Origin of the sequence: Thiomicrorhabdus sp. Milos-T2 (assembly GCF_000702325.1) — a bacterium.
Taxonomy (GTDB): Bacteria; Pseudomonadota; Gammaproteobacteria; order Thiomicrospirales; family Thiomicrospiraceae; genus Thiomicrorhabdus.
The window spans coordinates 171,878-195,226 of record NZ_KL370892.1 but is presented as its reverse complement, the minus strand read 5'-3'; the positions used below and the strand labels follow the sequence as shown (position 1 = coordinate 195,226).

The following is a 23,349-nucleotide window of genomic DNA, read 5'->3' as shown; positions in this document are numbered from 1 at the left end:
ATTATTCAGCAGAGGACTGCTTAATGCCTTGTGCGAGAGTCATTAATAAATCAGCCATTTGCTCTTTGCTGACTTTTCGCTCGTGAAGTTGATCGATCTTTTGTTGAATAAGCGTTTCGAGCTGATCAAACTGATCATTCATCTGTTTGTTTAAGTCTGATATCTCTATGTGTAAAAGGTCTTCAAGCTGTTGGTGGTTTTTGGATTGTTGCTGGGTAAGTGCTTCAAGCTGATCTTCAACCTGTTGAAAATGTTGCTTGGTGACTTGAAGATCCTGCTGACTGTGCTTTTTTTCAGAGGTTAATTGCTGTGAAAAGTCACTGTTAAGCGCTTTAATTTGATGCTTAAAGTCTTTTTCTAATGCGGCTAACCTCTCGTTAAAAGCGTTTTCAAGCCGCTCACGTTTTTGATTAAGCTCTTGTACTTCAGCTCCAAATAGCAGGTTTTTAACCTGTGCCATATTCGAATCTGGGGTTGGCAAGGTTTCAGGGTTGACTGCCTCTGGTTTATACGTATCTGACACCATCAGACTCCTTTATCACAATTAAAAAGATTGTGTTTTAAACGTTTAGATTGAATTAGTAGTTAATATTAGCTTCTTTTAGTAAAAACTACTAATTTTATATCGACCGCTAAAGTAATTTATTGAGTCGTGAATACTTTAAAGTAGTGAAGTATTTTATTGTGTGAGTTGACCTAATAAACTAGGTCAACTCTTACAGGAGAGTCTTAATAAGACGATAACGCCATTACGCCATCCATTTCAACATCCGTATCTTTAGGTAACTGTTTTACGGCAACTGCGGCACGAGCAGGGTAAGGCTGTTGAAAATATTGCGCCATAATTTCATTTACGGTAGCAAAGTGGCTCATATCGGTTAAGAAGATATTAAGTTTTGCAATATCTTGTAAAGAACCCCCAGCGGCTTCACAAACCGCACTTAAGTTTTTAAATACCTGATTAATACGTTCAGAAATATCACCTTCTCTTAATTCCATGGTTTCAGGAATTAAGGCGATTTGTCCAGAAAGGTAAACGGTATTACCAATACGAACGGCTTGAGAGTAAGTTCCAATAGCTTGGGGAGCGTTGTCAGTAGCAATAGTTTCGCGCATGTTAATTCCTTATTGATAAATTAGGGTAGAAATCGATTAAGTAGATAATCTTCTAGGTAGAGGGTTTTTATAAACGCTGCACCTTCTCAACAATGGGGAGGCGTTTTAGACGTTTAATTACCATTGCTAATTGGTTACGATCTCTAACATTAATCACAAACTGCATTAAACTGTAGGATTCGTCTTTATCTTCAGAACGAACCCGTTCAATGTCTGTGTTGGTTGTAGCAATGGCATTCGCAATGGTGGCGAGCGTTCCTCGTTCATTTTTAGCTTCAACTTGGAGCTCAGCTAAGAAGGTGGCATCAGAGGCTTCTTCCCACTGAACGTCTAAACATTTATCAGGCTGATTACGAATGTTTTTAATGTTATGACAGGTCTCACGGTGGATTACTAAGCCTTTTTCTGTGCTGACAAAACCGATAATCTCATCTCCAGGAATCGGGTGACAGCAGTTGGCAAAATGTACCACCATGCCTTCTGTTCCAGAAATAGGTAATGCTATATCAAGATTAGCATTTTTAGGGGCTACGGTATCTTCTGAACCTAAAACAATGTCATGAACCTGTTTAGCAACAAGCGGTGACATTCTGTTACCTATACCAAGTTCACATAAAAGCTGATCCCAGTCAGTCAGTTTTAATTCCTGAATTAGATGGTTTCTAATTTCATCAGTTAGACCATCATAAGCCATGTTAAATTTACGCAGAGATTTGCTTAGCATGCGTTTACCTAATGCAATAGCTTCTCCAGACTGTTGGTTTTTCATGTAATGACGTATTTGCGAGCGAGCCTTAGCCGTTTTAACAAAGTTTAACCAAGCAGGATTGGGTTGAGCTTCAGAGCCTTTGATAATATTGATGGTTTTACCACTTTCTAACGGTGTACGCAGCGGTACTAATTTTTTGTCAATACGACAACCGACCGTACTATGCCCAATATTCGTATGAACCGCATAGGCAAAATCAACCGGAGTTGAACCGGTTGGCAGAGTGATAATGTCGCCTTTGGGGGTGAATACGTAGATAACATCTGGAAAAAGGTCAATTTTAACGTTTTCTAAAAAGTCTAGTGAGTTCCCTGCACTTTGCTGAATTTCTAAGAGGTTTTTAACCCATTCTTGGGCTCTTAAATCAACGTGCGAAGTTGAGTTTTCTTCATCTGTATGTTCTTGCTTATATTGCCAATGCGCTGCAATACCATGTTCTGAGACTTCATGCATAGTTTCTGAACGAATTTGCACTTCTAAATGCACACCATAAGGACCAAATAAGGCCGTATGCAGTGACTGATAACCATTCGGTTTTGGAATCGCAATATAGTCTTTAAAGCGACCAGGAAGCGGTTTGTAAATAGAATGCACAGCGCCTAATGTGCGGTAACAATCATCAGCAGAATTAACAATAATTCTGAAGGCAAAAATATCTAAGATGTCATTAAAATTTTGACGCTTATGTTTCATTTTTTTATACAGACTGTATAAATGTTTTTCTCGACCAATTACTTTGCAGGATATTTTTTCTTGGGCTAATCGGTTGTAGAAAGTTTCTGAAATGTGTTCTATGACTTCTTTTCGGTTACCGCGTGCTTTTTTAACCGCACTTTCTAAAACCGCAAAGCGTGTAGGATGCATGGCTCTAAAGCCTAGGTCTTCAAGTTCAATACGTACCGCATTGATACCTAATCGCCCGGCAATAGGGGCAAAAATATCCAGCGTTTCACGGGCAATACGGCGTTGTTTGTCTGGACGCATAACGCCTAGAGTACGCATATTGTGAAGTCGGTCAGCAAGTTTAATAAGAATTACTCGAATGTCTCGAGCCATTGCTAAAATCATTTTGCGAAAGTTTTCTGCTTGCGCTTCCTGAGGGTTATCAAACTCTAATTTACCTAATTTGGTAACGCCATCCACAATTTCAGCAACGTTTTCGCCAAAGCGTTCAGTGATGTCTTGTTTGGTATAAGAGGTGTCTTCAACTACATCGTGCAAAATAGCGGCAATTAAGCTCTCTTTGTCGAGTTGAATTTCTGCCAATATTTCGGCTACGGCAACAGGGTGCCAGATATAGTCACCACCCGCTTTACGAGTTTGACCTTGGTGTGCAAGCGCACCAAATTCATAGGCAGATTGAACCAATTCTACTTGTTCAGGGTTTAAATAAGCAGAGGCTTTCTTGATTAAACCGTCTATTGAAGTTGGTGTTGGCATAGATGTAAAAAAACCCTTTAAATAAAGACCGTTTCAAGCGTCGATGAATGTATAAAAAAGGAGATAATTCTTTAGATTAAATCTAAAAAGTTATTTTATTTTTTATATCCCTCGATTTGTCTAAAAGTCTCAAATAAAAATAAAAATAAATTTCTAAATAAAAAGGTTTAATTAGCTAAAAAATGGAGGAGTATCTGGATCAGCCATAACGACTTCTCCATCAATGGTATTTTCAGCTAGTTCGCGTAAAGCCATCACTGTTGGCTTGTCTTTTTCCCATTCTAATGTTGCTTCAGCACCGTTAGCTAGTTGGCGTGCGCGTTTAGCACTTAAAATAACAAGCTCAAAACGGTTTTCAACCTGCGTTAAACAATCTTCTACTGTGACACGTGCCATAATTTTGTTCCTATCCCATAAAATTCAAAGGTAAGGAGTTATTTTACCTTAATTTGTACCCAAGAGGCTATGTAAATCTATAATAAATGCAAGGTTTTAAGGATGATTACTGAATATTTAAGGCCGTTAAGTAGTTTTGTAGGGTGTTTTTTTGTTTTTGTAAGGCCTGGTAGGCATTTTCACCAAGTTGCTGTGCTTGGTCTGGATGGTCAAGTAAAGTAATAAGATCGTGTTGTAATTGTCGGTAATTGTCATTTTGAATAATGCCATTTTCAGCTTTCAGTAAATTCATCTCATCTTGAAAATCAGAGCTATCGTTACCCGTAAGAATTGCTTTTTTAAAGGCTGCGGGTTCTAAGATATTATGTCCGCCTTTTGCTACATAGCTACCGCCCATAATAACAATCTTTGCATATGCGTACAGCGGTAATAAACGGCCGATCCGGTCATCTAAATAAACCTTTGTATCGTCTTCAATGGATTCATTTTTGGTTGCAACTTTTAACGTTGAGCCTAAAAATTGTAGTTGTTTTTGAATTTTAATGCTGCGTTTTGGGTGGCGAGGCACAATCACCAGTAGTTCTGGTCGATTTAATTCCAGCCAAAGCTGAGTAATATTTAATTCTTCATCATCATGTGTAGATGCGGCGAGGATAAAGTCTCTCTCTATGGGTCTAGTTTGTTTTTGTATTTCGGGCTGAGCAGAATATTTGAGGTTGCCTAAAACTTGAATTTTCTTTGGATCTGCACCTAACTTGCTAAATAGCTGAGCATCGATTTCAGAACGAGCGATGATTGTGTCAACGCGGCGTAAACTGTTGCGATAGGCAGTTTGCAACCAGTTTGGAGATTGAAAGGTTTTTTGGGTTAAGCGACCATTTAAAATGCAGATTTCAATGCCATTTTTGTTAGCTACTCTAAACAAATTAGGCCATATTTCGGTCTCAACAATCAACAGGCGACTAGGTTTGTATGTCTTAATGAATCGTTTTAAAGCAAATGGCCAATCAAACGGCAAATAACGATGGCATACCTGTTGTTCAAAGAGTTCTTTAACTAATTGTTGACTTGTTTTGGTGTTGGTAGTTAATAGAATTTTATGTTCAGACATCAAATATCTAATAAGGGGTTCTGCAGCTTTAACTTCACCTACTGATGCACAATGAATCCAGTAAGGATGCTGAAAGTTTTGAGTAGGTTTACTGTAGTGTAATCCCAGCTTTTGTGAGATAAATGCCCAGCCAGCTTGGGTTTTTAATCCTTCAATAATCACAATTAGCCAAATAAACGGGCTAAGTAAGCGAATTAATATTTGATAAATAGGCATTTATTTTTAACTCATTTTAAATTTACCAGGCCTGTATACCCCCTTGCGGGGTGTGGTAGTTTAATGTCCAGCCTGTAATAAGGCTTCCATAATGGCAATATCACCGGGTAAGTCGACTTCTGGTGAATCATATTGACTCTGAACCACTTTAATTTTATGGCCAAATTCTAATGCTCTCAGCTGTTCAAGTTTTTCAATATCTTCAAGTCGGCCCATTGGTAGCGCATTAAACGTGTCGACAAAACCTTTGGTATAAGCGTAAACGCCTAAATGTTTGAAGCTATCATGATCCCAATAATCACGCCCATAAGGGATGGTGGCTCGTGAAAAATATAGTGCAAAACCATTGATATCGGTCACCAATTTAACGTCTTTAGGATTAGTAATTTCTGCTTCATTGATGATTTTGAATGATAATGTGCTCATTTCAAAGCTTTTATCGTAATCTTCTGTTAAAAACGGAGCAATAACATCTTCTATAGATTGATGATGTACAAGAGGTTGATCGCCTTGTACATTGACGATTAAATCATCATCGTTTAATCCAATAGCTTTAGCAGCGGCTGCAATACGGTCAGTACCAGAAGCGGCTTCGATAGGCGTCATTACTATTTTTCCACCAAAAGCTTCTACTACATCTTTAATGCGATTATCATCGGTTGCAATATAAACACCTGCTAAACCCTGAGCTTTAGAAACTCGCTCATAGACATGTTGAATCATCGGTTTACCATCAATCAGTTTTAACGGCTTACCAGGTAAACGAGAAGAACCATAACGGGCAGGAATAAAGACATAAGTATTCATAAGGATGACTCTGAATGTTTTGTAATGAATAGAAGAAATGTTTGTAGGTTTTATTTGGTTTCCTAGCAAGGCGGATTATGAGGAAGTTTAGTTTACTAAACGACGATTAATCCAACAAAGCTAGGGAGCCAAAGAGAACCGAAAACTACATTTTGGAGTATAGGGAACGTAATAACTCTGGCGTGACTTTCTCTTGCCAGCTTGGGCCATAAACATTTTCCCAAAGCGGAGCTAAACCAGATGCGGTACGGATCATTTTTTCCATATCGTCTTCTGATAGGTCTTTGGTAATGCCTTTTGGTAAGGTAATATTGTGTTTTTCCATCATTTCACGGAAAACTTTAACCCCTTCTGGGTAAAAATCTTCAAGAACATCAAATGCAATACAGTTACCAATGCCATGGTGATAACCCATTACATAAGATAAACCGTAAGAAAGTGCATGACACGCACCTACTTGGCTGTATGCAATACTTTGTCCACCCATATATGAGGCCATCATCAATTTTTCATCTGAATCAGGATGGTCTTGCAAAAAGACTTGATTACATAGATCTAATGATTTTTCACCAAATGCACGAGCAAACTCATTTATGTAGGTTCCGTTTAGTGCTTCAATGTTATGAATATAGCAATCCATACCGGTATAGAACCATTGTTTTTTTGGAACACCTTGGATTAGGTCGGGATCTAAAATAATTTGATCATAAACCGTATAGTCAGAGTTCATGCCTAATTTTTTGTCGGGCCCAGTTAAAACCGTAGTACGGGAAGCTTCTGCGCCCGTTCCAGAAATAGTGGGAATTCCTACATGATGTATCGCCGGATTTTTGATTAAATCCCAACCTTGATACGAGGCTGAACCACCTTCATTGGTTAGCATTAGAGCCACTGCCTTACCTAAATCTAATGCAGAACCTCCACCAATACCCACAACGCTAACTGGGTTTTTGCCATTTAGATGTTTAGCGGCATATTCTTGAACTTCAAGTGTTAAGCCATCTACATAAATAGTTTTAGGCTCATCAGTCACATCCAACCAGATAATCATATCTTTACCGGTTGCTGGAATTCGCTGTCCTAAAGGTTTATCTTTGTGTACTTCATCCACTAAAAAGACAACAAAATCGTCTAGTTGGGCACGTTCATCCGCCAAAACATCATCTAATTGGTCAAATGAACCACGACCAAAAATCATTTTAGGGACCGTTTTAAAATTACGAAATTTCATAATATAGAATTCCTAGTAGCGAGTAGCTAACTTTATTTTATTGAGGCTTTTGAAAAGACTCTTATTTTTTAAATACGTTTTTGAATGCGTCAATTCTGAACTGAATGTCTTCTTCTGTCCAGGATAATTGAATTAACATCGAAATGGTACGACCCATAATCTCATCAGATTTTGGCGTTTTGACTTGAGTATAATCTGGGCGGTCAGCAATCAGATCAATGGGTAATTTAGCGGAACTTTTCATTTCATGAATGTGTTTCCAGTTTTTTAAGTAGTGCCAGTTATTGGCATACCAATAAAAAACCGCAGGAACCCCTTCTGCAGCTAGAGCAGCATTAACTTCTTGGGCACGAGCTTCAGTAGGAAGCATAATACTGAGAAAGCCAGCATTGTCACCACTCTCATCAGCAATGACTCTAAAAGAAACTTCTGAATAAGCTTTAAGCGCCTCTTTTAAGGCTTTTTTATTTTTACGTTGAATGGCTAATATGCGGTCAAGTTTTTTCCACTGTGCAACACCCACCGCCGCGTTCATTTCTGAAATACGGAAGTTGCTTCCCATAATTGGATGGCTTTCCGCACCTCTATCCATGCCTATATGGTCATGACCATGATCTGAAAACATGTGTGCATTATTGTAGATGGTTTCATCGTTAGTTAATACGGCACCACCTTCTCCGCATGAGATGGTTTTTACGGAGTCAAAAGAGAAGGTTCCTACTTGTCCAATAGCGCCTAAAGACTGGCCTTTGTAGGTTGCTCCAGTAGCTTGACAGGCATCTTCTAAAAGCACAAGGTTGTGTTTGTCACAGACCGCTTTGACTTCATCCATGTGGCCACCGTAACCGCACATGTGCACAAAGTTAACCGCTTTGGTTCTTGGAGTAATTGCGGCTTTAATGCCTTCGGCAGAAAGTGTTAGGGTTTCATCAATTTCTGCAAAAACTGGAATGGCGCCCGCTAAGACTATGGCCTCAACACTTGCCACAAACGTAAATGGTGGCACAATAACTTCGTCACCCGCACCTATGCCTGCTGCTGCCATGGCGACGGTTAAAGCAGCCGTACCACTCGAAACTAAATGAGCGTGTTTAATATCAAGTGTTTCACAAATCATGCCTTCTAGTTCACGAGCTTTCCAAACGTCATTACGCATCCCATCAAAGTTATAGCGAAAGGTAAATCCTTTATCCATCACTTCATTAATTTGTTGTTTCTCGGACTCATCAAAAATCTCAAAACCAGGCATTGCAGGCTCCTAGGGTAGGTAAAAGGGTTGTATTAATTAATGTGAGACTCTTTGCAAGAGTCGATAAATGTATAAAAAAGCTACAATTTGTTCACTATTTTTTAGATTCCCGACATAAGAAAAGGACTCTTAATATGGGCTTATTTTTCTAGTAAGGCATCAATCATGTTTTTATGAATGCTTGCTTGTTTCACTTTAGTTAAACGGTTTGCCGTAAAAATGCTTTGTAATTTATTTAAGGCAATCTCAAAATTATTATTTACCACAATATAGTCAAATTCATCATAGTGAGACATCTCGCTTATAGCATCACGCATACGGCGTTCAATAATTTCTTCGCTGTCCGTGCCTCGATTATTCAAACGTTTACGTAACTCTTCTCTAGAAGGCGGCAGTATAAAAATAGAAATGGCTTCAGGCATTAATTTTCTTACTTGCTGAGCACCTTGCCAGTCAATTTCTAAAATGACATCTTTACGTGCTTTTAACTGCTCTTCTACCGCACTTTTTGAAGTGCCATAAAAATTATCAAAAACCTGAGCATGCTCTAAAAAATCGCCTTCAGCAATTTTTTCATTAAAAGCTTCAACGCTTAAAAAATGGTAATTCACCCCATTTTTTTCACCAGGTCGAATGTCACGAGTTGTACTAGATACAGAGACAACAATGCGACTATCTTGTTCGATTAACTTGCTAACCAATGAGGTCTTACCAGCACCCGATGGCGCTGAAACAATATAAAGTGAACCGCTCATAAAGGCTTCCCTTTGGTTTAAATTTAAAATGACTAAATATTTTAACAAGAATTTAACCGCTTTGGTGAGTCTAGTTTTGTAAAACTCAGTATGAGAGTTTATGAATAAGGAGGAGACATTGAATTTTTGTAAAAAATTATCAATATTTCAGGGTATAAGATGAAGTAAATTAACAAAATGTATTTATAATGAACAGATGCATAAAGAAAGTATATTTTTAGTTGGCCCTATGGGGGCGGGAAAGTCGACTGTAGGTAAGTTGTTAGCTGAAAAGCTACATTATCAATTTGTTGATAGCGATCATGAAATTGAAGCGCGCACAGGTGCCACAATCCCCATGATTTTTGATATTGAAGGTGAGCAGGGTTTTCGTCATCGTGAAGCCTCAATGATTGATGAGCTTTCAGAGCGAACCGAAGTTGTATTAGCAACCGGCGGCGGTGTAGTAGAAACCGAGAGTAATCGACAGCATCTACGAACGCGAGGTTTTGTGGTGTATTTAAAATCGCCAGTTGAATCACTGATTCAGCGAACTAAGCATGACCGTAATCGTCCGCTATTACAAACGGATAACCCGGCTCAGGTGTTGAGAGATTTAATGCAAAAACGTGAACCTTGGTATATGGAAATGGCCGATTTAGTGATTGAAACACAGCAAGTACCTGTTCATAGAGTGGTAAAACAGATTGTTGATCGCCTAGAGTCTGAACACATTGTTTAGTATTGTTTATGACAAGACAAATAAGAGACCTTTTAAGAGACGGCTGCAAAGGTCTCAATATAAAAAAATTAAGAGAATTTTAAGTGAAAACATTAAAAGTTGAATTAGGGGATAGAAGTTACCCTATTTTTATTGGTCAAGGTTTAATGGGTAATGCCAATTTGGTAAAGCCTTACGTAAAGGGTCAGCAAGTCTTAATTGTTACCAATACTACGGTAGCCCCATTGTATTTAGAAAAGTGCAAGCAAACGTTTGCTGACTTTAACGTTGAATCGGTGGTGTTGCCAGACGGTGAAGAGTATAAAAATTTAGAAACCTTAAACCTCGTGTTTGATAAGTTAATTGGCGACCGTTTTGATCGTAGTTGCACTTTGGTTGCTTTGGGCGGCGGGGTTATTGGCGATATGACCGGGTTTGCGGCCGCTGCTTTTCAACGTGGTGTGAACTTTATTCAAATGCCAACCACATTGTTATCGCAGGTAGATTCTTCTGTAGGCGGTAAGACAGGGGTAAATCATCCATTAGGCAAAAACATGATTGGAGCCTTTCACCAACCAGAATGTGTGGTGATTGATACGGAATCGTTAAATACCTTAGAAGACCGTCAATTATCAGCAGGCCTGGCAGAAGTGATTAAGTATGGCTTGATTCAGGACCCTGAATTTTTTGAGTGGTTAGAGGCCAATATTGAACGTTTATTAGCGCGTGAGCCTGAAGCCTTAGCTTATGCTATTGAACGTTCTTGCCAAGATAAAGCCGACATTGTTGCTAAAGATGAAAAAGAAGCCGGGTTACGTGCACTGTTTAATTTAGGACATACTTTTGGTCATGCGATTGAAGCAGGAATGGGCTATGGAAAATGGTTGCATGGAGAAGGGGTCAGCGCGGGATCAATGCAAGCTGTGTATATGTCTAAGCTTTTAGGCGACTTAACCCAAGCCGATGAAGAACGCATTCAGGGATTATTTGATCGCGCTAACTTACCTGTTTTACCTCCAAGCGTTTCAGAAATGAACAATGATAAGTTTCTAGACTTAATGGCTGGTGATAAAAAAGTCCAAGCTGGAACGATTCGTTTAGTGCTTTTGAAATCAATCGGGCAAGCTTATGTAACGGGTGATTATCCAAAAGAACTTTTAGAAAAGACGTTAACCGATTGGCGTTAGTTCATTGGTCTTAGGTCAATAGACCTTTGCAAAGATCTTGTCTAATTATTTTGGCGTGGTTGTTTAGTTCACTGTGGAGTATTTAAACTTTAAGGAGTATAAATTTATGACAAATCATCAAGAAAAATTTTCTGTAGAAGGCATCAAGTTTAGTCACCGAGATCAAGTTGAACTGATTGAAATAGATAATCCCTTTGCTAAAGCCACCATTACAACGATGGGTGGATCCGTTCTGAGTTTTATACCTAAAGGCCAAAAAGAGGTTTTATGGGTAAGTAACAACGCTATTTATGATGGTTCTAAGCCGGTAAGAGGCGGTGTTCCTGTTTGTTGGCCATGGTTTGGCCCTGGTAAACAACCAGGCCTGCCAGCTCATGGTTTTGTACGCAGTATGGTTTGGTCTATTGAAAAGGCAGTGCATATGGATACCGGGGTTACCCGCGTATTACTTGGCTGTGAGTCAAATGAAGAAACGCTTGCACAATGGCCATATGCATTCAGTTTAAAACTTTGTATTGAAGTCGGCGAAAGCTTAACCTTAACCTTAACGAGTGCAAATTTAAGTGATGAGTCTGTAGAAATAACAGAGGCGTTACATACTTATTTTGCAGTAGCCAATCCAGTTGGAATGCAAATTACCGGGTTTGAAGGTAGCACACATTTAGATAAGCTAAATGAAAATGCCGAAGCAGAAATTGAAAAAGAGATTGTGGTATTAAATCCACCTAAAGATTCGGTATATTTGAACCAATCAGAAACGGTTACGATTGTGGATGCGGATAATAACCGCAGAATAATGATTGAAAAACGTAATTCACAATCTAGTGTTGTTTGGAATCCTGGTCCAGAAACGGTTAAAGGATTTGCGGATATAGATGACCAGGCCTGGTTAGAATTTGCTTGTGTAGAAAGTGGAAATGTTTTGGATAATAGTTTCACTTTAGCCAGTAAAGCAGAGCATATGTTAAGTGTAAAATACCAAGTTAAACCCTTGTAGATTCTCTGTTATTAGAGCTTTGTCAGAGAACCTTCTCGTGTAAAAACACTCTAAATAAAGTGTTGTGTTAACACGGATAATTTAAATTAGTTTTTAATATTAAGAGATCTTTGCAAGAGTCGAGGAATGTTTAAAAAGGGTTATAATTCTCTATGAGACCTTTGCACCTAAGGGCATAAACACGAGATAGGTGCGAAAGAAAAGTGAGGTAAAAAATGCTTTCATTAGAAGTTGGTTTTAGAAATACCTATATAGAAAACTTGTGTTTTATCATGCCGCTTAAAGCGTTAAGAAGTACGCCAAAAGTGTGCTTTTTTTCTGTGGATGGTGTTGTTGATGATTTAGCCGGTGTGGACTTAGTTACTCATGAACCTGGTGGTAAAAGTCCCTTAATTAAAGGGGATGATACTTGGTATTGGTATATGCATACTGACCAAGAAGACAAATTAGTGGTTCATCAAGGGCGTCGATTAGTACAGCTCTATTCCGTTAAGCATGGTCAGGTAGAAAACTTTGAAGTCACGCCGGATGCAATCTATCACAATAGTCAAAAAATCTTTGACGGAGCGGCTATATTAGGTTGGCCAGAGAACGTATTTCATCGTATTCATTCGCCAGAAGGTAGTATTTCATCCAACTATGCTTCACGTTCTTCTGATTTTAATATTGACACCAATTTTAATATTTATAAACTAGACACCCAAACAGGTCAGTATGAAACAGTACGTTTAGGTGCTCTTGATCAGCCTGATTAAAATTTTATACAACTTAATGAAATCTTAAGAAATCTTAAGAAATTTTATGCAATATTATAAATTGTTATAAGTTTCTATAAATTTCAATAATTTTAAATCTAATGCGGCCATAGTTAAACTGGATATAACTGCCCCCTCCTAAGGGGCTGTTCGGGGTTCGAGTCCTCGTGGCTGTACCATATTTATGCAGGTAAAAAGTGTTTTGCCTGCTTCAACTGCCTTAAGGCTTTTTCTAATTCCATTTTTGCGACAGCGAGATTAATTCTCATAAATCCGGTTCCTGCATGACATTCTCCACCAAAACTTTCGCCATCATTTAATCCTAATTTTGCCTTTTGTATTAACCAATCTTTTAACGCTTGGTGAGAACTGAATATTTCTCTAAAATCTAACCAAACTAAGTAAGAAGCCTCTGGTCGCATTATTTTTACATTAGGGAACTCTTTTGCAAAAAAGCTTTCTAGTAAGTTAATGTTATCCGTGAAATGGTTCAGTAATTCGTCACGCCATTGAAGGCCTTGGTTGGTATAAGCAGCACTTAAAGCGGTTTGTGCAAACAGGTTAAGGCTATCAATAGAATTTTGTTGGCAAATAGCCAAATACTGGGCTTTAAGTTTAGGGTTGGCAATAATGGCATAACCTATTTGTAAGCCCCCTAAATTAAACGTTTTACCAGGTGAATTTAAAGTCACCGTGATATTGGCGATCTCTTTGGACAATGAGGCCATGGGAATATGCTTATTAGGGGCATAAACCATATCAGAATGAATTTCGTCAGAAACAATAATGACATGATGTTTTAAACAGATATCTGCCAGTTCTTGAAGCTCTTCAAGCCGCCAAACACGGCCTGAAGGGTTCTGAGGGTTACAAAATAAAAAAAGTTTTACAGAGTTATCCACAACGGCTTTTTCAAAAGCTTCAAAGTCCACTTCATAACGGTGATTAATTAATTGTAACGGCGTTTCAACCAAATGCCGTTCATGAAGTTTAGGTGCTTTTAAAAAAGGTGGATAAATCGGTAGTTGCACCACAATAGAATCACCAGGCCTGGTTAATGCCGCAACCGCCATAAAGAATCCATTGGCAACATTATGAGTAAATACAATTTGAGAGGGTTCGACTTGATAATGGTGTTGCTTTTGCCAGTCTATAATTGATTGATACAACGCATCAGGAGTATGTGTATAACCTAGTAGCGAGTGATTTAAGCGTGATTTAATGGCATTTAAAATAAAGGGGGGCGTAGGTAAATCCATATCGGCTACCCACATAGGCAAAACATCTTCTGTGCCGAAAACGGCCTTACGTAACTCATACTTTTCAGCGTGAGTTCCAATTCTTGAAATCGGTTGGTTAAAGTTGAACATAATCGCTTCTTCAGTTGTCACCTGATTAAGAGGTGCTAAATTTTCATTAAGCGAAATTGTAACAGAATTAATGTAATTTTTTTCCATTTATTCTAAACAAACCATATATGGTTATCATCTGACTCTTTTAAGGCTTGGTAACTTAAGTTTTTAGTTTGTATCACCTGCTTGTCTAAGGCATATTTTTCTAAAATTCCTTGAGCAATGGTTGCGATGGGGGTATTTAAAGCTCTTTCATAGGCTAACAAGCATTGAAAACAGTTTAAGAGAATCTCTTTATTATTTTTTAGATAGCCTGCTCCGCCCATAGAGCGCAGTTCAATGTGATTATTATGGTGGTAATGTAAAAAGTTAACGTTGTAACATTTGCGAGTGACTTCTTCAAAAATCCACTGCCAATCATGAGCGGAATAGCTAAAAAACTGCTCAATAATATTTCGAGTGTATTGACGCTCTTTGGCGTTTAAAACCTCTTGCTGATCTAAAAAATATAACAATGAAATAGGGGAAATTTTTGAAGGGCTTTGAGTCGAAACGTGCAAATGAAAGCCAATGCTATCATTGTCTGTTGCGCCGTATTTATTGAGTAGAGTAAAAAAAGTATTTATAAAATAGGGTAGGCTTTTGTAATCAATGATGGGGCTAACTAATTCAAAGCTCTGCATGCCTTCTGGGGGTTGGCCTGTCTTTTCTTTAATAAGGTAAAAGTGACGATGATTCGTTTTGGGAACTTCATCTAAAAAAATTAACAGCATCTGATAATCAGGCAAGATGTCTGCAATCTCTTTTTGAAGATCGGATAACCTGCTGGGATTTAGAAAAAACTCAATTTCAAAACCACATGCATAGCCGGTTGATAAGTTTACAATGCTTTGCTCAAAGGGTTGAAGTTGAGCACATAACTGCGTTTTAAATTTATTGGGCGATAGGGTTCCCTCAACCCTTTCGATATCGATGCTTTCGGTATTTTTACTTTTCCAATTTACGCTTTGTTCAATAACGTGTTCGATTTGATTTTGCATAGATTGTTTCATGGGTTTCCAGCGTGATGTTTTTGAAAGTATTTGCAAGATTCAATCAATGTAAAAAAGCCTCTTTTAAGCGTTAAGTTCTTTTTTTCCAAATGGTGACTTCTGAATCATTAAGCGTAAAGTTTCTACTAGTGACTCTAAATACAGAGGGAATAGAGGGCATTGTGGAGATGCATTCAAAGTGTTCATCCAAAATGGCATGCAGTCCTTCAATAGAGGTTACATTCTCGCCTGATAGGCTATCTTTATAACCCCCAATCCATTTGTCTTTATCGGTGTATTCCTGCTGCCAAGAATAATCCGAGACCATAATTAACAAGCCTTTAGGGTTTATTCGCTCATTAATGTCTTTTAAAAACTTAGCCGGATCATAGAGGCGCTCAATTAAGTTTGAAGCCAGTACCATGTCAAACCCCGTTATATGAGGTTTAAGGTTAGCGGCATCTTGTTGAATAAATTGGCAACGTGAGGCGGTTTCAATTAAACCTAAGTCCGTAAGGGCTTTAGATTTAAAGTCCATTATTTCACCCTCAATAGGAATGCTATAGCGAATAGAGCCATTTTGTTGCAATTGATTAGCAATTTGAATAAACCGTGCAGAGAAATCTAGCCCCGTTACTCTGTTAAAATACTTGGCTAGTTCAAAGCTTGCGCGTCCAACTGAGCAACCTACCTCTAAAACGGATAAATCTGCCGTATTGCTAAAATCGGCATCTTGTTTGATGGCATTGATGGCAATCTCTGCATATTTTTTGGCAAAATTTTCCATGCCAAAATAGTCATCACCGTAATGAAATTCACAATACTGTGATACCGATTTATCCGTTTCATAGGTTGAAAATTTAGTTTGCACATCGGCATCGGATTCAATATAACGAAAGCCAGCATGTTGAAAAAAGTGACGACGAAATGCATAACGAGAATGACCATTAATTTCATTTCCGGTAGAAATCCAACTGCCACCAGTAAAAATATTGTGTTTATTATCAAAGGTCGGCATGGTGAAGTCGTCATACAGTGGATGCACTTTAAAGCCTTCATAAGGATAAAGAGGGGTTGCCGTCCATTGCCAGACATTTCCTAAAACGTCATAGAAATCTCCGGTTTTATTTTCATCTATAGGTGTTGATGAGGCGTATTTTTGTAAGTTCCAATTGGCTTGCTGTTTAAAATTTAAAGCTTGGCTATGCTCACGCAAACGTAAATACTCATCTTCACTCGGTAAACGTATCGGCGTCCCTGTTTTTTGAGCTTTCCAAACACAAAAAGCATGTGCTTCCAGTTGATTCACTTCTACTGGCCAGTTCCATGGCATTGGAATCTCTTCTGTCATACAGCGAAGATACCAGGCCTTTATACTCCCTTGCGGGGTGTGGTTCTTTTTTACCCAAAAAGTGGGATGTTTTAACGGTGAAAACTTACGCCAGTTGTCGCCTTCTTCATCCCAATATTCAGGTTTTTCATAACCGCCATCTTCTACAAAGGCTAAATATTCTTGGTTAGAAACTAAAAATGCAGCTGATTTAAAACCCTTAACGGTTGCTTGATGATGGCCGTATTCATTATCCCAACCATAAACTTCGGAAGGGTCAGTATGGTTTATATTGATTTCTCCAGCGGGAACTTCTGCTAAATAGTTTGCGGGTGCATTTCCATGAGAAGGGCAGGTTGGGAATAGTGGGTGCGTTTGAACCGAAGTAATTGGCAATTGACGAATTAATACCGATGAGGTTTCTAAGTGAATACGCTCATGTTCAATGCCCATTAAAATAGGCCACATTGGGCTTTGCCAGTTTATTGGAAGCGTAAATTCAATCTTATCAATTAACTCATTAACGGCCTCTCTGACTTGCTGACGATAGGTTCTTACATCATCCGCACTAGGCCAATCATAGTTAGTTTCATCTAAATCATCCCAAGACATTTCATCGACACCAATAGCACACATGGACTCAATATGCGGGTTGATGCGCCCGGGTAAAAGTTTGGCTAAAACTAATTTATTAGTAAAAAAAGTAGCCGTGTGACCAAAATAAAAAATTAAAGGATGTCTTAAAGAGCAAGGCCGTTCATAAAACGCAGAATCAGATTTTAAAGTTTCAAACAGGGTTTCATAGCTATCGTAAGTTTGGTTAAAGTAAGCTTTAATCTCATCGCGTTTGGCTTCAATATCGCCGCTGTTAATGATAAGTGTTTGAGCGATAAGTTCCTGAGGGTTTAACATACGGGCTCCAGGCTGAATTCAGGTAAATAAAATAATTGTATAATTATTGTATAATAAATTTAGATTAATTGTACGTGCTGTTAAGTTTATTTATTGTAAATTAAGGATTCTTTGGTTGATGTACCCCTACTTTTAAATAAACCATGCCAAGAATGAGCATTACCACTGCTGGCAGAGTCATTGCTCTTTTTGGAAAGTATTCATAAGTGACAATACCGATAAAACCACCTACAATAAAGCTGATAAATAAGACAACGAGTAGATAAGCTTGCCAGGTCCATGGTGAGCGAGTTTTAACAAAATCAGCAATGAAGACTCCAATATCTGTCACAATTCCTGTCATGTGGGTGGTGCGAATTTGTAAACCCCGATAACTCGCAATTAATGCATTTTGTAAGCCACAAGCTATAGCGGTGAGTAGAACCGAAAAGGTTGATCCTATATAAGATAGAATTGTAGATGCAGTAAGTAAAGTGCTGATACACAGTAACGCATAGCCATAAGCATTATCTTGACGATATTGTCTTTGACCAATCATTAAACCCGATAAAAAAGCGCCAAATAAAAATCCAAATAAAACCATAGAAGCATTGATGAGTAAATCAAATTGAATATGAATTATTCCGTCGCTTAAGCGGGATGCAATCCCTGTCATTTGGCTAACCGGCATAGCAAACTCAATCAACATAGCACTGTTGACATAGCCAGCTAAACTTGCCATTAAAGCGGCAAGTAAAAATACAGGAAATTTGTGAAAATCAGTTTCTTTTATTGGATACGGCATTTCTATCTCATAAAAACAAAAAAGCCTGTTATAAAACAGGCCTTTAAGGTTATTTTGGTTTATTAAAAAGGATTTAATTTTTAAATATTTATTAAATCTCTCCAGTTAGGCTTAGGCAACTAACTGGTTTTTTAATTTGCTTAACGCTTGCACTTCAATTTGACGAATGCGTTCCATAGAAACGCCATATTGCTCAGATAAAGCTTTTAATCCAGATTTATCTTCAGACAACCAGCGTTGCTGCAAAATATCACGACTACGATCATCTAAAGTAGCTAATGCTTGCTGCATACGAGCCATTTCATAGTCGGCATGATTTTGTTGAACTAACGCCGTTTCTGGGTCAGCCTCTTGGCTAATTAAAACCGGAAAAGTGACATTTTCTTCCTCATCAGAAGACATATCTACCGGCAAGTCTTTGCCGTAAAGACGAGTTTCCATTTCTAGAACATCTTTACGAGTGACTCCTAACTCTTCGGCTACGCTATCAGCATCTTTATCGCTAAACCACTCTAAAGACTTTTTAGAGCTACGTAGCTTAAAGAACAGTTTACGCTGCGCTTTGGTCGTGGCTGTTTTAACAATACGCCAGTTTTTAATCACATATTCATTAATTTCAGCACGAATCCAATGCACGGCAAAGGTCATTAAGCGAACTTTTTCTTCAGGATTAAAACGTTTAACGGCTTTCATCAAACCGATATTACCTTCTTGAATAATATCGCCTAGTGGCAAACCATACCCATTATAGGTTCTAGCAACAGGCACAACATAACGAAGAGAAGATAAAATCAGCTGACGCGCTGCTTCAACGTCATCTTGATAATATAGTTTTTCCGCCAATTCCATCTCTTGTTCTGCCGTGAGTTTTTGCACACTTTGAACTGTGTGCAAATAAGATTCCAGGTTTTGCCCCGGAACTAACTGGCTAGACAACGCATGTAAAGAAGGCAGGTTATTAGCCTGTGAACCTTGTGCTAAAGTTGTAGTTGTCATAAACACACTCCATTAATGATGACTAATAAAGTTAATATACACTGTTTTTAGCACTCTTTGCAAGTGAGTGCTAATTATGTCAATTGTCTCTCAATTATTAATAAGATAATGGATGCAAAAAAGAAAGGCCAAAATCAATACTATTGAATTTGGCCTATAAAATGAGGTAAAAATGATTGAATTTATGAATTAGTGCTTTCAGGAAGTTGCCCTGTTTGTTGCATCATCTCCATCCATGCATCGCGAAGTTCAGTTAAGATTTCGATAGCACTATCAAGATAGAAAGTATCTTTTTCAAAAACAGATTCTTGAATACTTTGGTCAGCATAGCGATATAACTCTTCTAAGTCATAAGCTAGTGGAGTGTCTTGAGTTAAGCTTAGGCGGTCACGTAAAGCATCAAGAATCGTTGTCATGCGACCTAGGTGAAAGCCTTTTTCTACTAGAGCCTGACTCTGGTGGCAAACTTTTGCTAAATTACCTTTATCTACCGCTCCTTGAAGAAGTAATAAAATCGTTTTTCGAGGGTTTTCTGCAAGCTGTTTTTCAGCTTCATGATTGCGGTGATACTCTTCTAAAATGGGTGCTTTAACGTCATTAGGTGTTGTGTTGTTTAAAGTCATTAGGTTTCCCCTATTAATTGTGTGTTTAGCGAACTTTAGCTTTGTGTTTTTAGCTTTATATTTTTTGCAAAACTTTAGCTCTAAATTTCGCTTAAGTTTTTGCTTTGCCTGTCGTACAGCATAAGCTGTGCCAAACTTTAATAAGAAGATAGGGGATATGGTTGTTTCAAGAGTTAAAATCTAAGTTAAGTTGCTGTAATTAATAGGATTATTGTTTTTATAGGTAGTGTGGTTTATCAAGAAGAAACTTACCAGGCCTGGTAAGTTGGAATAGGTAGGTTAACCGGGAGTCAAAATTTTGATGGCTAAGAAATGACAGTTTTTTATTTTATGGTTATGAAATGGCGTAGTTTTTTGGTGAAAAGCAAGCTGCAAACTGTGGGATAGGTTTACAGCCTAATTCAAACAAATTTTCTTTTTTATCACGAGTACCGCTCGTAAAAAAATCGCTATTAGAAGGTGACTTTTACTGCGGCGGCAGCTTTATTGGCCTTTTGGATGGCATTTTCTATCGTGTCTGCTCTGGCAATGGCCACTCCCATACGTCGACGGCCATTAATATCGGGTTTTCCAAACAAGCGGATTTGCGTGTCATTGTCGGATAAGGCTTCCTCTAAATTAGAAAAGTTGGTTTGTGTTGAGGTACCGGTAGGCAAAATAACGCTGGAAGCACATGAGCCATGTTGGGTGATATTTGGAATGGGCAAACCCAAAATTGCACGGGCATGGAGCGCAAATTCAGATAAGTCTTGCGACATAAGGGTTACCAGGCCTGTATCGTGAGGGCGGGGCGACACTTCACTAAAATAGACTTGGTCTCCTTTTATAAATAGCTCAACGCCAAATAGTCCACGTCCATTTTTACCACAAAGATTATTTGCCACTTTTTCGGCAATTTCTTTTGAAGTATTAATGGCTTGTTCGCTCATTATTGCGGGTTGCCAAGATTGACGGTAGTCTCCGTCTTCTTGGTGATGGCCAATAGGTTCACAAAAACTAATACCTTTTTCATGGCGAACGGTTAATAGAGTAATCTCATAGTCAAAATCTACAAAGCCTTCAACAATCACGCGGCCTTTACCTGCTCGCCCACCTTCTTGAGCGTAATCCCAAGCAGCTTGAATATCGGCAACAGATTTAATGACGCTTTGTCCTTTACCAGACGAACTCATAATAGGTTTTACCACACAAGGAATGCCAATGCGTTCAACGGCAGCGGCAAAATCTTCTATGCTATCGGCAAACTCATAAGGAGAGGTTGGAATAGCTAACTCTTCGGCCGCTAAACGGCGGATGCCTTCACGGTTCATTGTCAATTGTGTGGCACGCGCCGTTGGTATTATTTTGACACCTTCGTTATCCATTGCCGCTAAAGTATCGGTGGCAATCGCTTCAATTTCCGGCACCACCATGTGTGGTTTTTCGAGTTCAATAATGTTTCTTAAGGCATCGCCATCTAGCATATCAATGACATGGCTACGGTCTGCAACCTGCATAGCAGGGGCGTTCTCATAACGGTCAGCGGCAATCACTTCTACACCAAAACGTTGTAATTCAATGGCAACTTCTTTGCCTAATTCACCTGCACCACATAATAAGACTTTAACAGCGGTGGGTGAAAATGGTGTACCAATGCTAGACATGGCATCTCCTTTGCTAAGAGGTAATTAATAAAAAACAAAGAGCCAATATATCGGCAACTTTAAACAAAACTTTAGAAAAAGTTTTAATAAACCGTAGAGCGGTCAGCAAATCAACAGCCCATATTATACGGGATTTGAATGATAAAATCGCCAAACGGAACACGAGGTTTACCCCATGATAGAGTTAAACAGCCAAGTAGAAAAAGAGAGTCAAGTTTCGCCAGAAGTGACTCGTTTTTTAAAGTCTGAACGCAACCGCTCACAAGTTATGATGGACCATCAGCAAAAAGATGAAGGTTTTAGCGTTAAGAAAATGATGCGTGCGTTGCAAACTCGTTTTTCAAATACCGGCGATATTTCAAGTGAAATTGCGGAAATGGTAGAGAGCCAAGTCCAGCAACGCACTCGTGAACTATTTCGCCAAGCTAATTATGACGCCTTAACGCATTTACCCAACCGCTCTTATTTTAATAGCACCTTAGAGCAGTTAGTCATTAAAGCAGAAGATGCCAATACTCAGTTTGGTTTACTTTTTTTAGACTTAGATGGCTTTAAAGGGGTTAATGATAAATTAGGTCATCAAGCGGGCGACGAGTTATTACGTAATGTGAGCGCACGTTTAATTTCAGCCGTAAGAGAAGGTGATATTGTCAGCCGTTTAGGGGGTGATGAATTTGTTGTGTTAATTGCTGATGTTGATGATAAAGAGCTTATAGAGTGTATTAGTCAGCGTATTATCAGAGAAGTAAGTAGAGACTATTGGATTAATGGTAATGATGTTCAAATCTCAACCAGTATTGGTATTTCATGTTTTCCAGAGGATGCCAAAACGGCCTCAAATTTAACTAATCGTGCAGACCAAGCTTTATATGCCTCAAAGCATGCTGGTCGCAGTACTTATCGTTTTTATAGTGACATTAGTGAATTGCCTTTGGCATCAGAAAGCTCTCTTCTTAAACGATTGGAAACGGCCATAGATAATGGCCAGATTAAAACCGTTTTTGAACCACAAATTGATTTAACGTCCGGCTGTATTGTTGGCGCGAGCATTACGGCTAAATGGAATGAAAAAGATATTGAAGGCCCATACCTTGCCAGCTGGATTGAACTCTTAAATGAAAGTCAATCGGCCTATTCTCTTGGTGCTTGGTTAATGGATTCAGGGCTTTATTTTTTAAAAGAGTGGCAACAGTATAACGATGAAATGATGGTTTCAATTCCGGTTGTTGATGCGCTATGGCAGCAACAAGATTTTGTGACTGAATTAAATAAACGCTTTGAAAAATATGGTGTATCAGCCTCTCAAGTACAACTAGAGTTTGCCGTTCCTTCATTAAATGAGAATAATGCATTACAAGCCGTTTTAAATGGTTTAACCGAATCCGGTTATCAAGTGACCTTAAGTGAAGTAGGTAAATGCCCACTAGATTTAGCCTCGCTTCCCCAGTTAAATTTGCAAGAGCTTAAATTAAACCGTGACTGGTTATTGAGCAATATGAATAATGCAAAAGGAAAAAAATGGGTGCAAGCTTTAGTACAAATGGCCAAAACATTAGACGTTTGTGTGATTGCTACCGGAGTAGAAACTCCAGAGCAAGCGGCTGAATATAAAGCGATGGGTTGTTCAATGGCTCAAGGTAATCATTGGTCAGCACCTATAGATGCTGAGACCTTTAAGCAACAAATTCAACAACAGCTTCCCGTGATTGCTTAATCTTAAAGCACTCTAGTCAGTGTAGCATGTCATCAATAAACCCCGTTTACGGGGTTTTTTATTTGAAAAAAATTGAACTTAATCTGACAGGACAACAGTTAATTACGATTCTAATTTAATAACCAATTAAAATGAGATAAGAGTTTTCTTAACTTTTTTGATGATTAATATTGAAGCGTGGACAAACGCCTTAAGTCCCCTTGTTATAAATGGTGCAAGGTTCTTAGCGTAGAGA

At 38.5% G+C, this 23,349-nt stretch carries 21 protein-coding genes and 1 tRNA gene; 6 read left to right on the top strand and 16 right to left on the bottom strand.

The features are described from left to right. Nucleotide 1 precedes the first annotated feature (1 nt). The 9 genes from BS34_RS0111025 to gmk all read right to left on the bottom strand — a co-directional run bounded on the left by BS34_RS0111025 (nucleotide 2) and on the right by gmk (nucleotide 9,090). Nucleotides 2-523 (bottom strand): hypothetical protein, encoded by a 522-nt coding sequence (locus BS34_RS0111025; protein WP_158661013.1) that lies wholly within the window; start codon nucleotides 521-523, stop codon nucleotides 2-4. Nucleotides 524-729: 206 nt separating this feature from the next. Further along, nucleotides 730-1,116, bottom strand: coding sequence for a RidA family protein (locus BS34_RS0111020; RefSeq protein ID WP_029408564.1), 387 nt, complete (start codon nucleotides 1,114-1,116; stop codon nucleotides 730-732). A gap of 67 nt (nucleotides 1,117-1,183) precedes the next feature. Then, nucleotides 1,184-3,325 (bottom strand): RelA/SpoT family protein, encoded by a 2,142-nt coding sequence (locus tag BS34_RS0111015; RefSeq protein WP_029408563.1) that lies wholly within the window; start codon nucleotides 3,323-3,325, stop codon nucleotides 1,184-1,186. Nucleotides 3,326-3,496: 171 nt separating this feature from the next. Then, complete coding sequence (rpoZ, locus tag BS34_RS0111010; protein WP_029408562.1) at nucleotides 3,497-3,721, bottom strand: DNA-directed RNA polymerase subunit omega; 225 nt, start codon at nucleotides 3,719-3,721, stop codon at nucleotides 3,497-3,499. A 106-nt stretch (nucleotides 3,722-3,827) separates the two neighbouring features. Next, nucleotides 3,828-5,048: a 3-deoxy-D-manno-octulosonic acid transferase gene (locus BS34_RS0111005; RefSeq protein WP_029408561.1), complete on the bottom strand. Its 1,221-nt coding sequence runs from the start codon at nucleotides 5,046-5,048 to the stop codon at nucleotides 3,828-3,830. 60 nt (nucleotides 5,049-5,108) lie between these two features. Further along, entirely contained in the window at nucleotides 5,109-5,855 is a 747-nt protein-coding gene (kdsB, locus tag BS34_RS0111000; protein ID WP_029408560.1) for a 3-deoxy-manno-octulosonate cytidylyltransferase, read from the bottom strand. 145 nt (nucleotides 5,856-6,000) lie between these two features. Further along, a complete protein-coding gene (locus BS34_RS0110995) occupies nucleotides 6,001-7,086 on the bottom strand; it encodes an iron-containing alcohol dehydrogenase family protein (RefSeq protein WP_029408559.1) in 1,086 nt (361 codons plus the stop codon). A gap of 61 nt (nucleotides 7,087-7,147) precedes the next feature. Continuing rightward, nucleotides 7,148-8,335: a DegT/DnrJ/EryC1/StrS family aminotransferase gene (locus BS34_RS0110990; RefSeq protein ID WP_029408558.1), complete on the bottom strand. Its 1,188-nt coding sequence runs from the start codon at nucleotides 8,333-8,335 to the stop codon at nucleotides 7,148-7,150. Between the two features lie 140 nt (nucleotides 8,336-8,475). After that, a complete protein-coding gene (gene gmk / locus BS34_RS0110985) occupies nucleotides 8,476-9,090 on the bottom strand; it encodes a guanylate kinase (protein ID WP_029408557.1) in 615 nt (204 codons plus the stop codon). 196 nt (nucleotides 9,091-9,286) lie between these two features. Here gmk and aroK point away from each other — a divergent pair, with 196 nt between their 5' ends. The 5 genes from aroK (at nucleotide 9,287) to BS34_RS0110960 (ending at nucleotide 12,908) form a co-directional block, all read left to right on the top strand. Continuing rightward, on the top strand, nucleotides 9,287-9,811 hold the full coding sequence (gene aroK / locus BS34_RS0110980; protein WP_029408556.1) for a shikimate kinase AroK: 525 nt from the start codon (nucleotides 9,287-9,289) through the stop codon (nucleotides 9,809-9,811). Between the two features lie 83 nt (nucleotides 9,812-9,894). Further along, nucleotides 9,895-10,977 carry a 3-dehydroquinate synthase gene (aroB, locus tag BS34_RS0110975; protein ID WP_029408555.1) on the top strand — a complete coding sequence of 361 codons (1,083 nt, stop codon included), beginning with the start codon at nucleotides 9,895-9,897 and terminating at the stop codon, nucleotides 10,975-10,977. 106 nt (nucleotides 10,978-11,083) lie between these two features. Next, nucleotides 11,084-11,974, top strand: a complete 891-nt coding sequence (locus BS34_RS0110970) for a D-hexose-6-phosphate mutarotase (RefSeq protein WP_029408554.1) — start codon at nucleotides 11,084-11,086, stop codon at nucleotides 11,972-11,974. Nucleotides 11,975-12,189: 215 nt separating this feature from the next. Further along, entirely contained in the window at nucleotides 12,190-12,729 is a 540-nt protein-coding gene (locus tag BS34_RS0110965) for a hypothetical protein (RefSeq protein ID WP_029408553.1), read from the top strand. Between the two features lie 103 nt (nucleotides 12,730-12,832). Beyond that, nucleotides 12,833-12,908 (top strand) — tRNA-Arg (locus tag BS34_RS0110960). A 3-nt stretch (nucleotides 12,909-12,911) separates the two neighbouring features. On the opposite strand, the gene BS34_RS0110955 is transcribed toward BS34_RS0110960, so the two are convergent. The 7 genes from BS34_RS0110955 to purT all read right to left on the bottom strand — a co-directional run bounded on the left by BS34_RS0110955 (nucleotide 12,912) and on the right by purT (nucleotide 21,400). Beyond that, the gene (locus BS34_RS0110955; protein ID WP_233993208.1) at nucleotides 12,912-14,186 is read right to left on the bottom strand and encodes a PatB family C-S lyase; all 1,275 of its coding nucleotides are present in this window, start codon (nucleotides 14,184-14,186) and stop codon (nucleotides 12,912-12,914) included. Between the two features lie 5 nt (nucleotides 14,187-14,191). Then, nucleotides 14,192-15,133: an amidoligase family protein gene (locus BS34_RS0110950; protein WP_029408551.1), complete on the bottom strand. Its 942-nt coding sequence runs from the start codon at nucleotides 15,131-15,133 to the stop codon at nucleotides 14,192-14,194. 70 nt (nucleotides 15,134-15,203) lie between these two features. Then, a complete protein-coding gene (gene ovoA / locus BS34_RS0110945) occupies nucleotides 15,204-17,354 on the bottom strand; it encodes a 5-histidylcysteine sulfoxide synthase (protein WP_029408550.1) in 2,151 nt (716 codons plus the stop codon). A 100-nt stretch (nucleotides 17,355-17,454) separates the two neighbouring features. Beyond that, nucleotides 17,455-18,138, bottom strand: coding sequence for a YoaK family protein (locus tag BS34_RS0110940; protein WP_029408549.1), 684 nt, complete (start codon nucleotides 18,136-18,138; stop codon nucleotides 17,455-17,457). Nucleotides 18,139-18,249: 111 nt separating this feature from the next. Further along, nucleotides 18,250-19,134: an RNA polymerase sigma factor RpoH gene (gene rpoH / locus BS34_RS0110935; protein ID WP_038126713.1), complete on the bottom strand. Its 885-nt coding sequence runs from the start codon at nucleotides 19,132-19,134 to the stop codon at nucleotides 18,250-18,252. 182 nt (nucleotides 19,135-19,316) lie between these two features. After that, nucleotides 19,317-19,757 carry a flagellar export chaperone FliS gene (gene fliS, locus BS34_RS0110930; RefSeq protein ID WP_029408547.1) on the bottom strand — a complete coding sequence of 147 codons (441 nt, stop codon included), beginning with the start codon at nucleotides 19,755-19,757 and terminating at the stop codon, nucleotides 19,317-19,319. A gap of 452 nt (nucleotides 19,758-20,209) precedes the next feature. Further along, nucleotides 20,210-21,400 (bottom strand): formate-dependent phosphoribosylglycinamide formyltransferase, encoded by a 1,191-nt coding sequence (gene purT, locus BS34_RS0110925; protein ID WP_029408546.1) that lies wholly within the window; start codon nucleotides 21,398-21,400, stop codon nucleotides 20,210-20,212. A 175-nt stretch (nucleotides 21,401-21,575) separates the two neighbouring features. On the opposite strand from purT, the gene BS34_RS0110920 reads away from it, so the two are divergent. Further along, the gene (locus BS34_RS0110920) at nucleotides 21,576-23,114 is read left to right on the top strand and encodes a putative bifunctional diguanylate cyclase/phosphodiesterase (protein WP_029408545.1); all 1,539 of its coding nucleotides are present in this window, start codon (nucleotides 21,576-21,578) and stop codon (nucleotides 23,112-23,114) included. The last annotated feature ends 235 nt before the right edge of the window (nucleotides 23,115-23,349 follow it).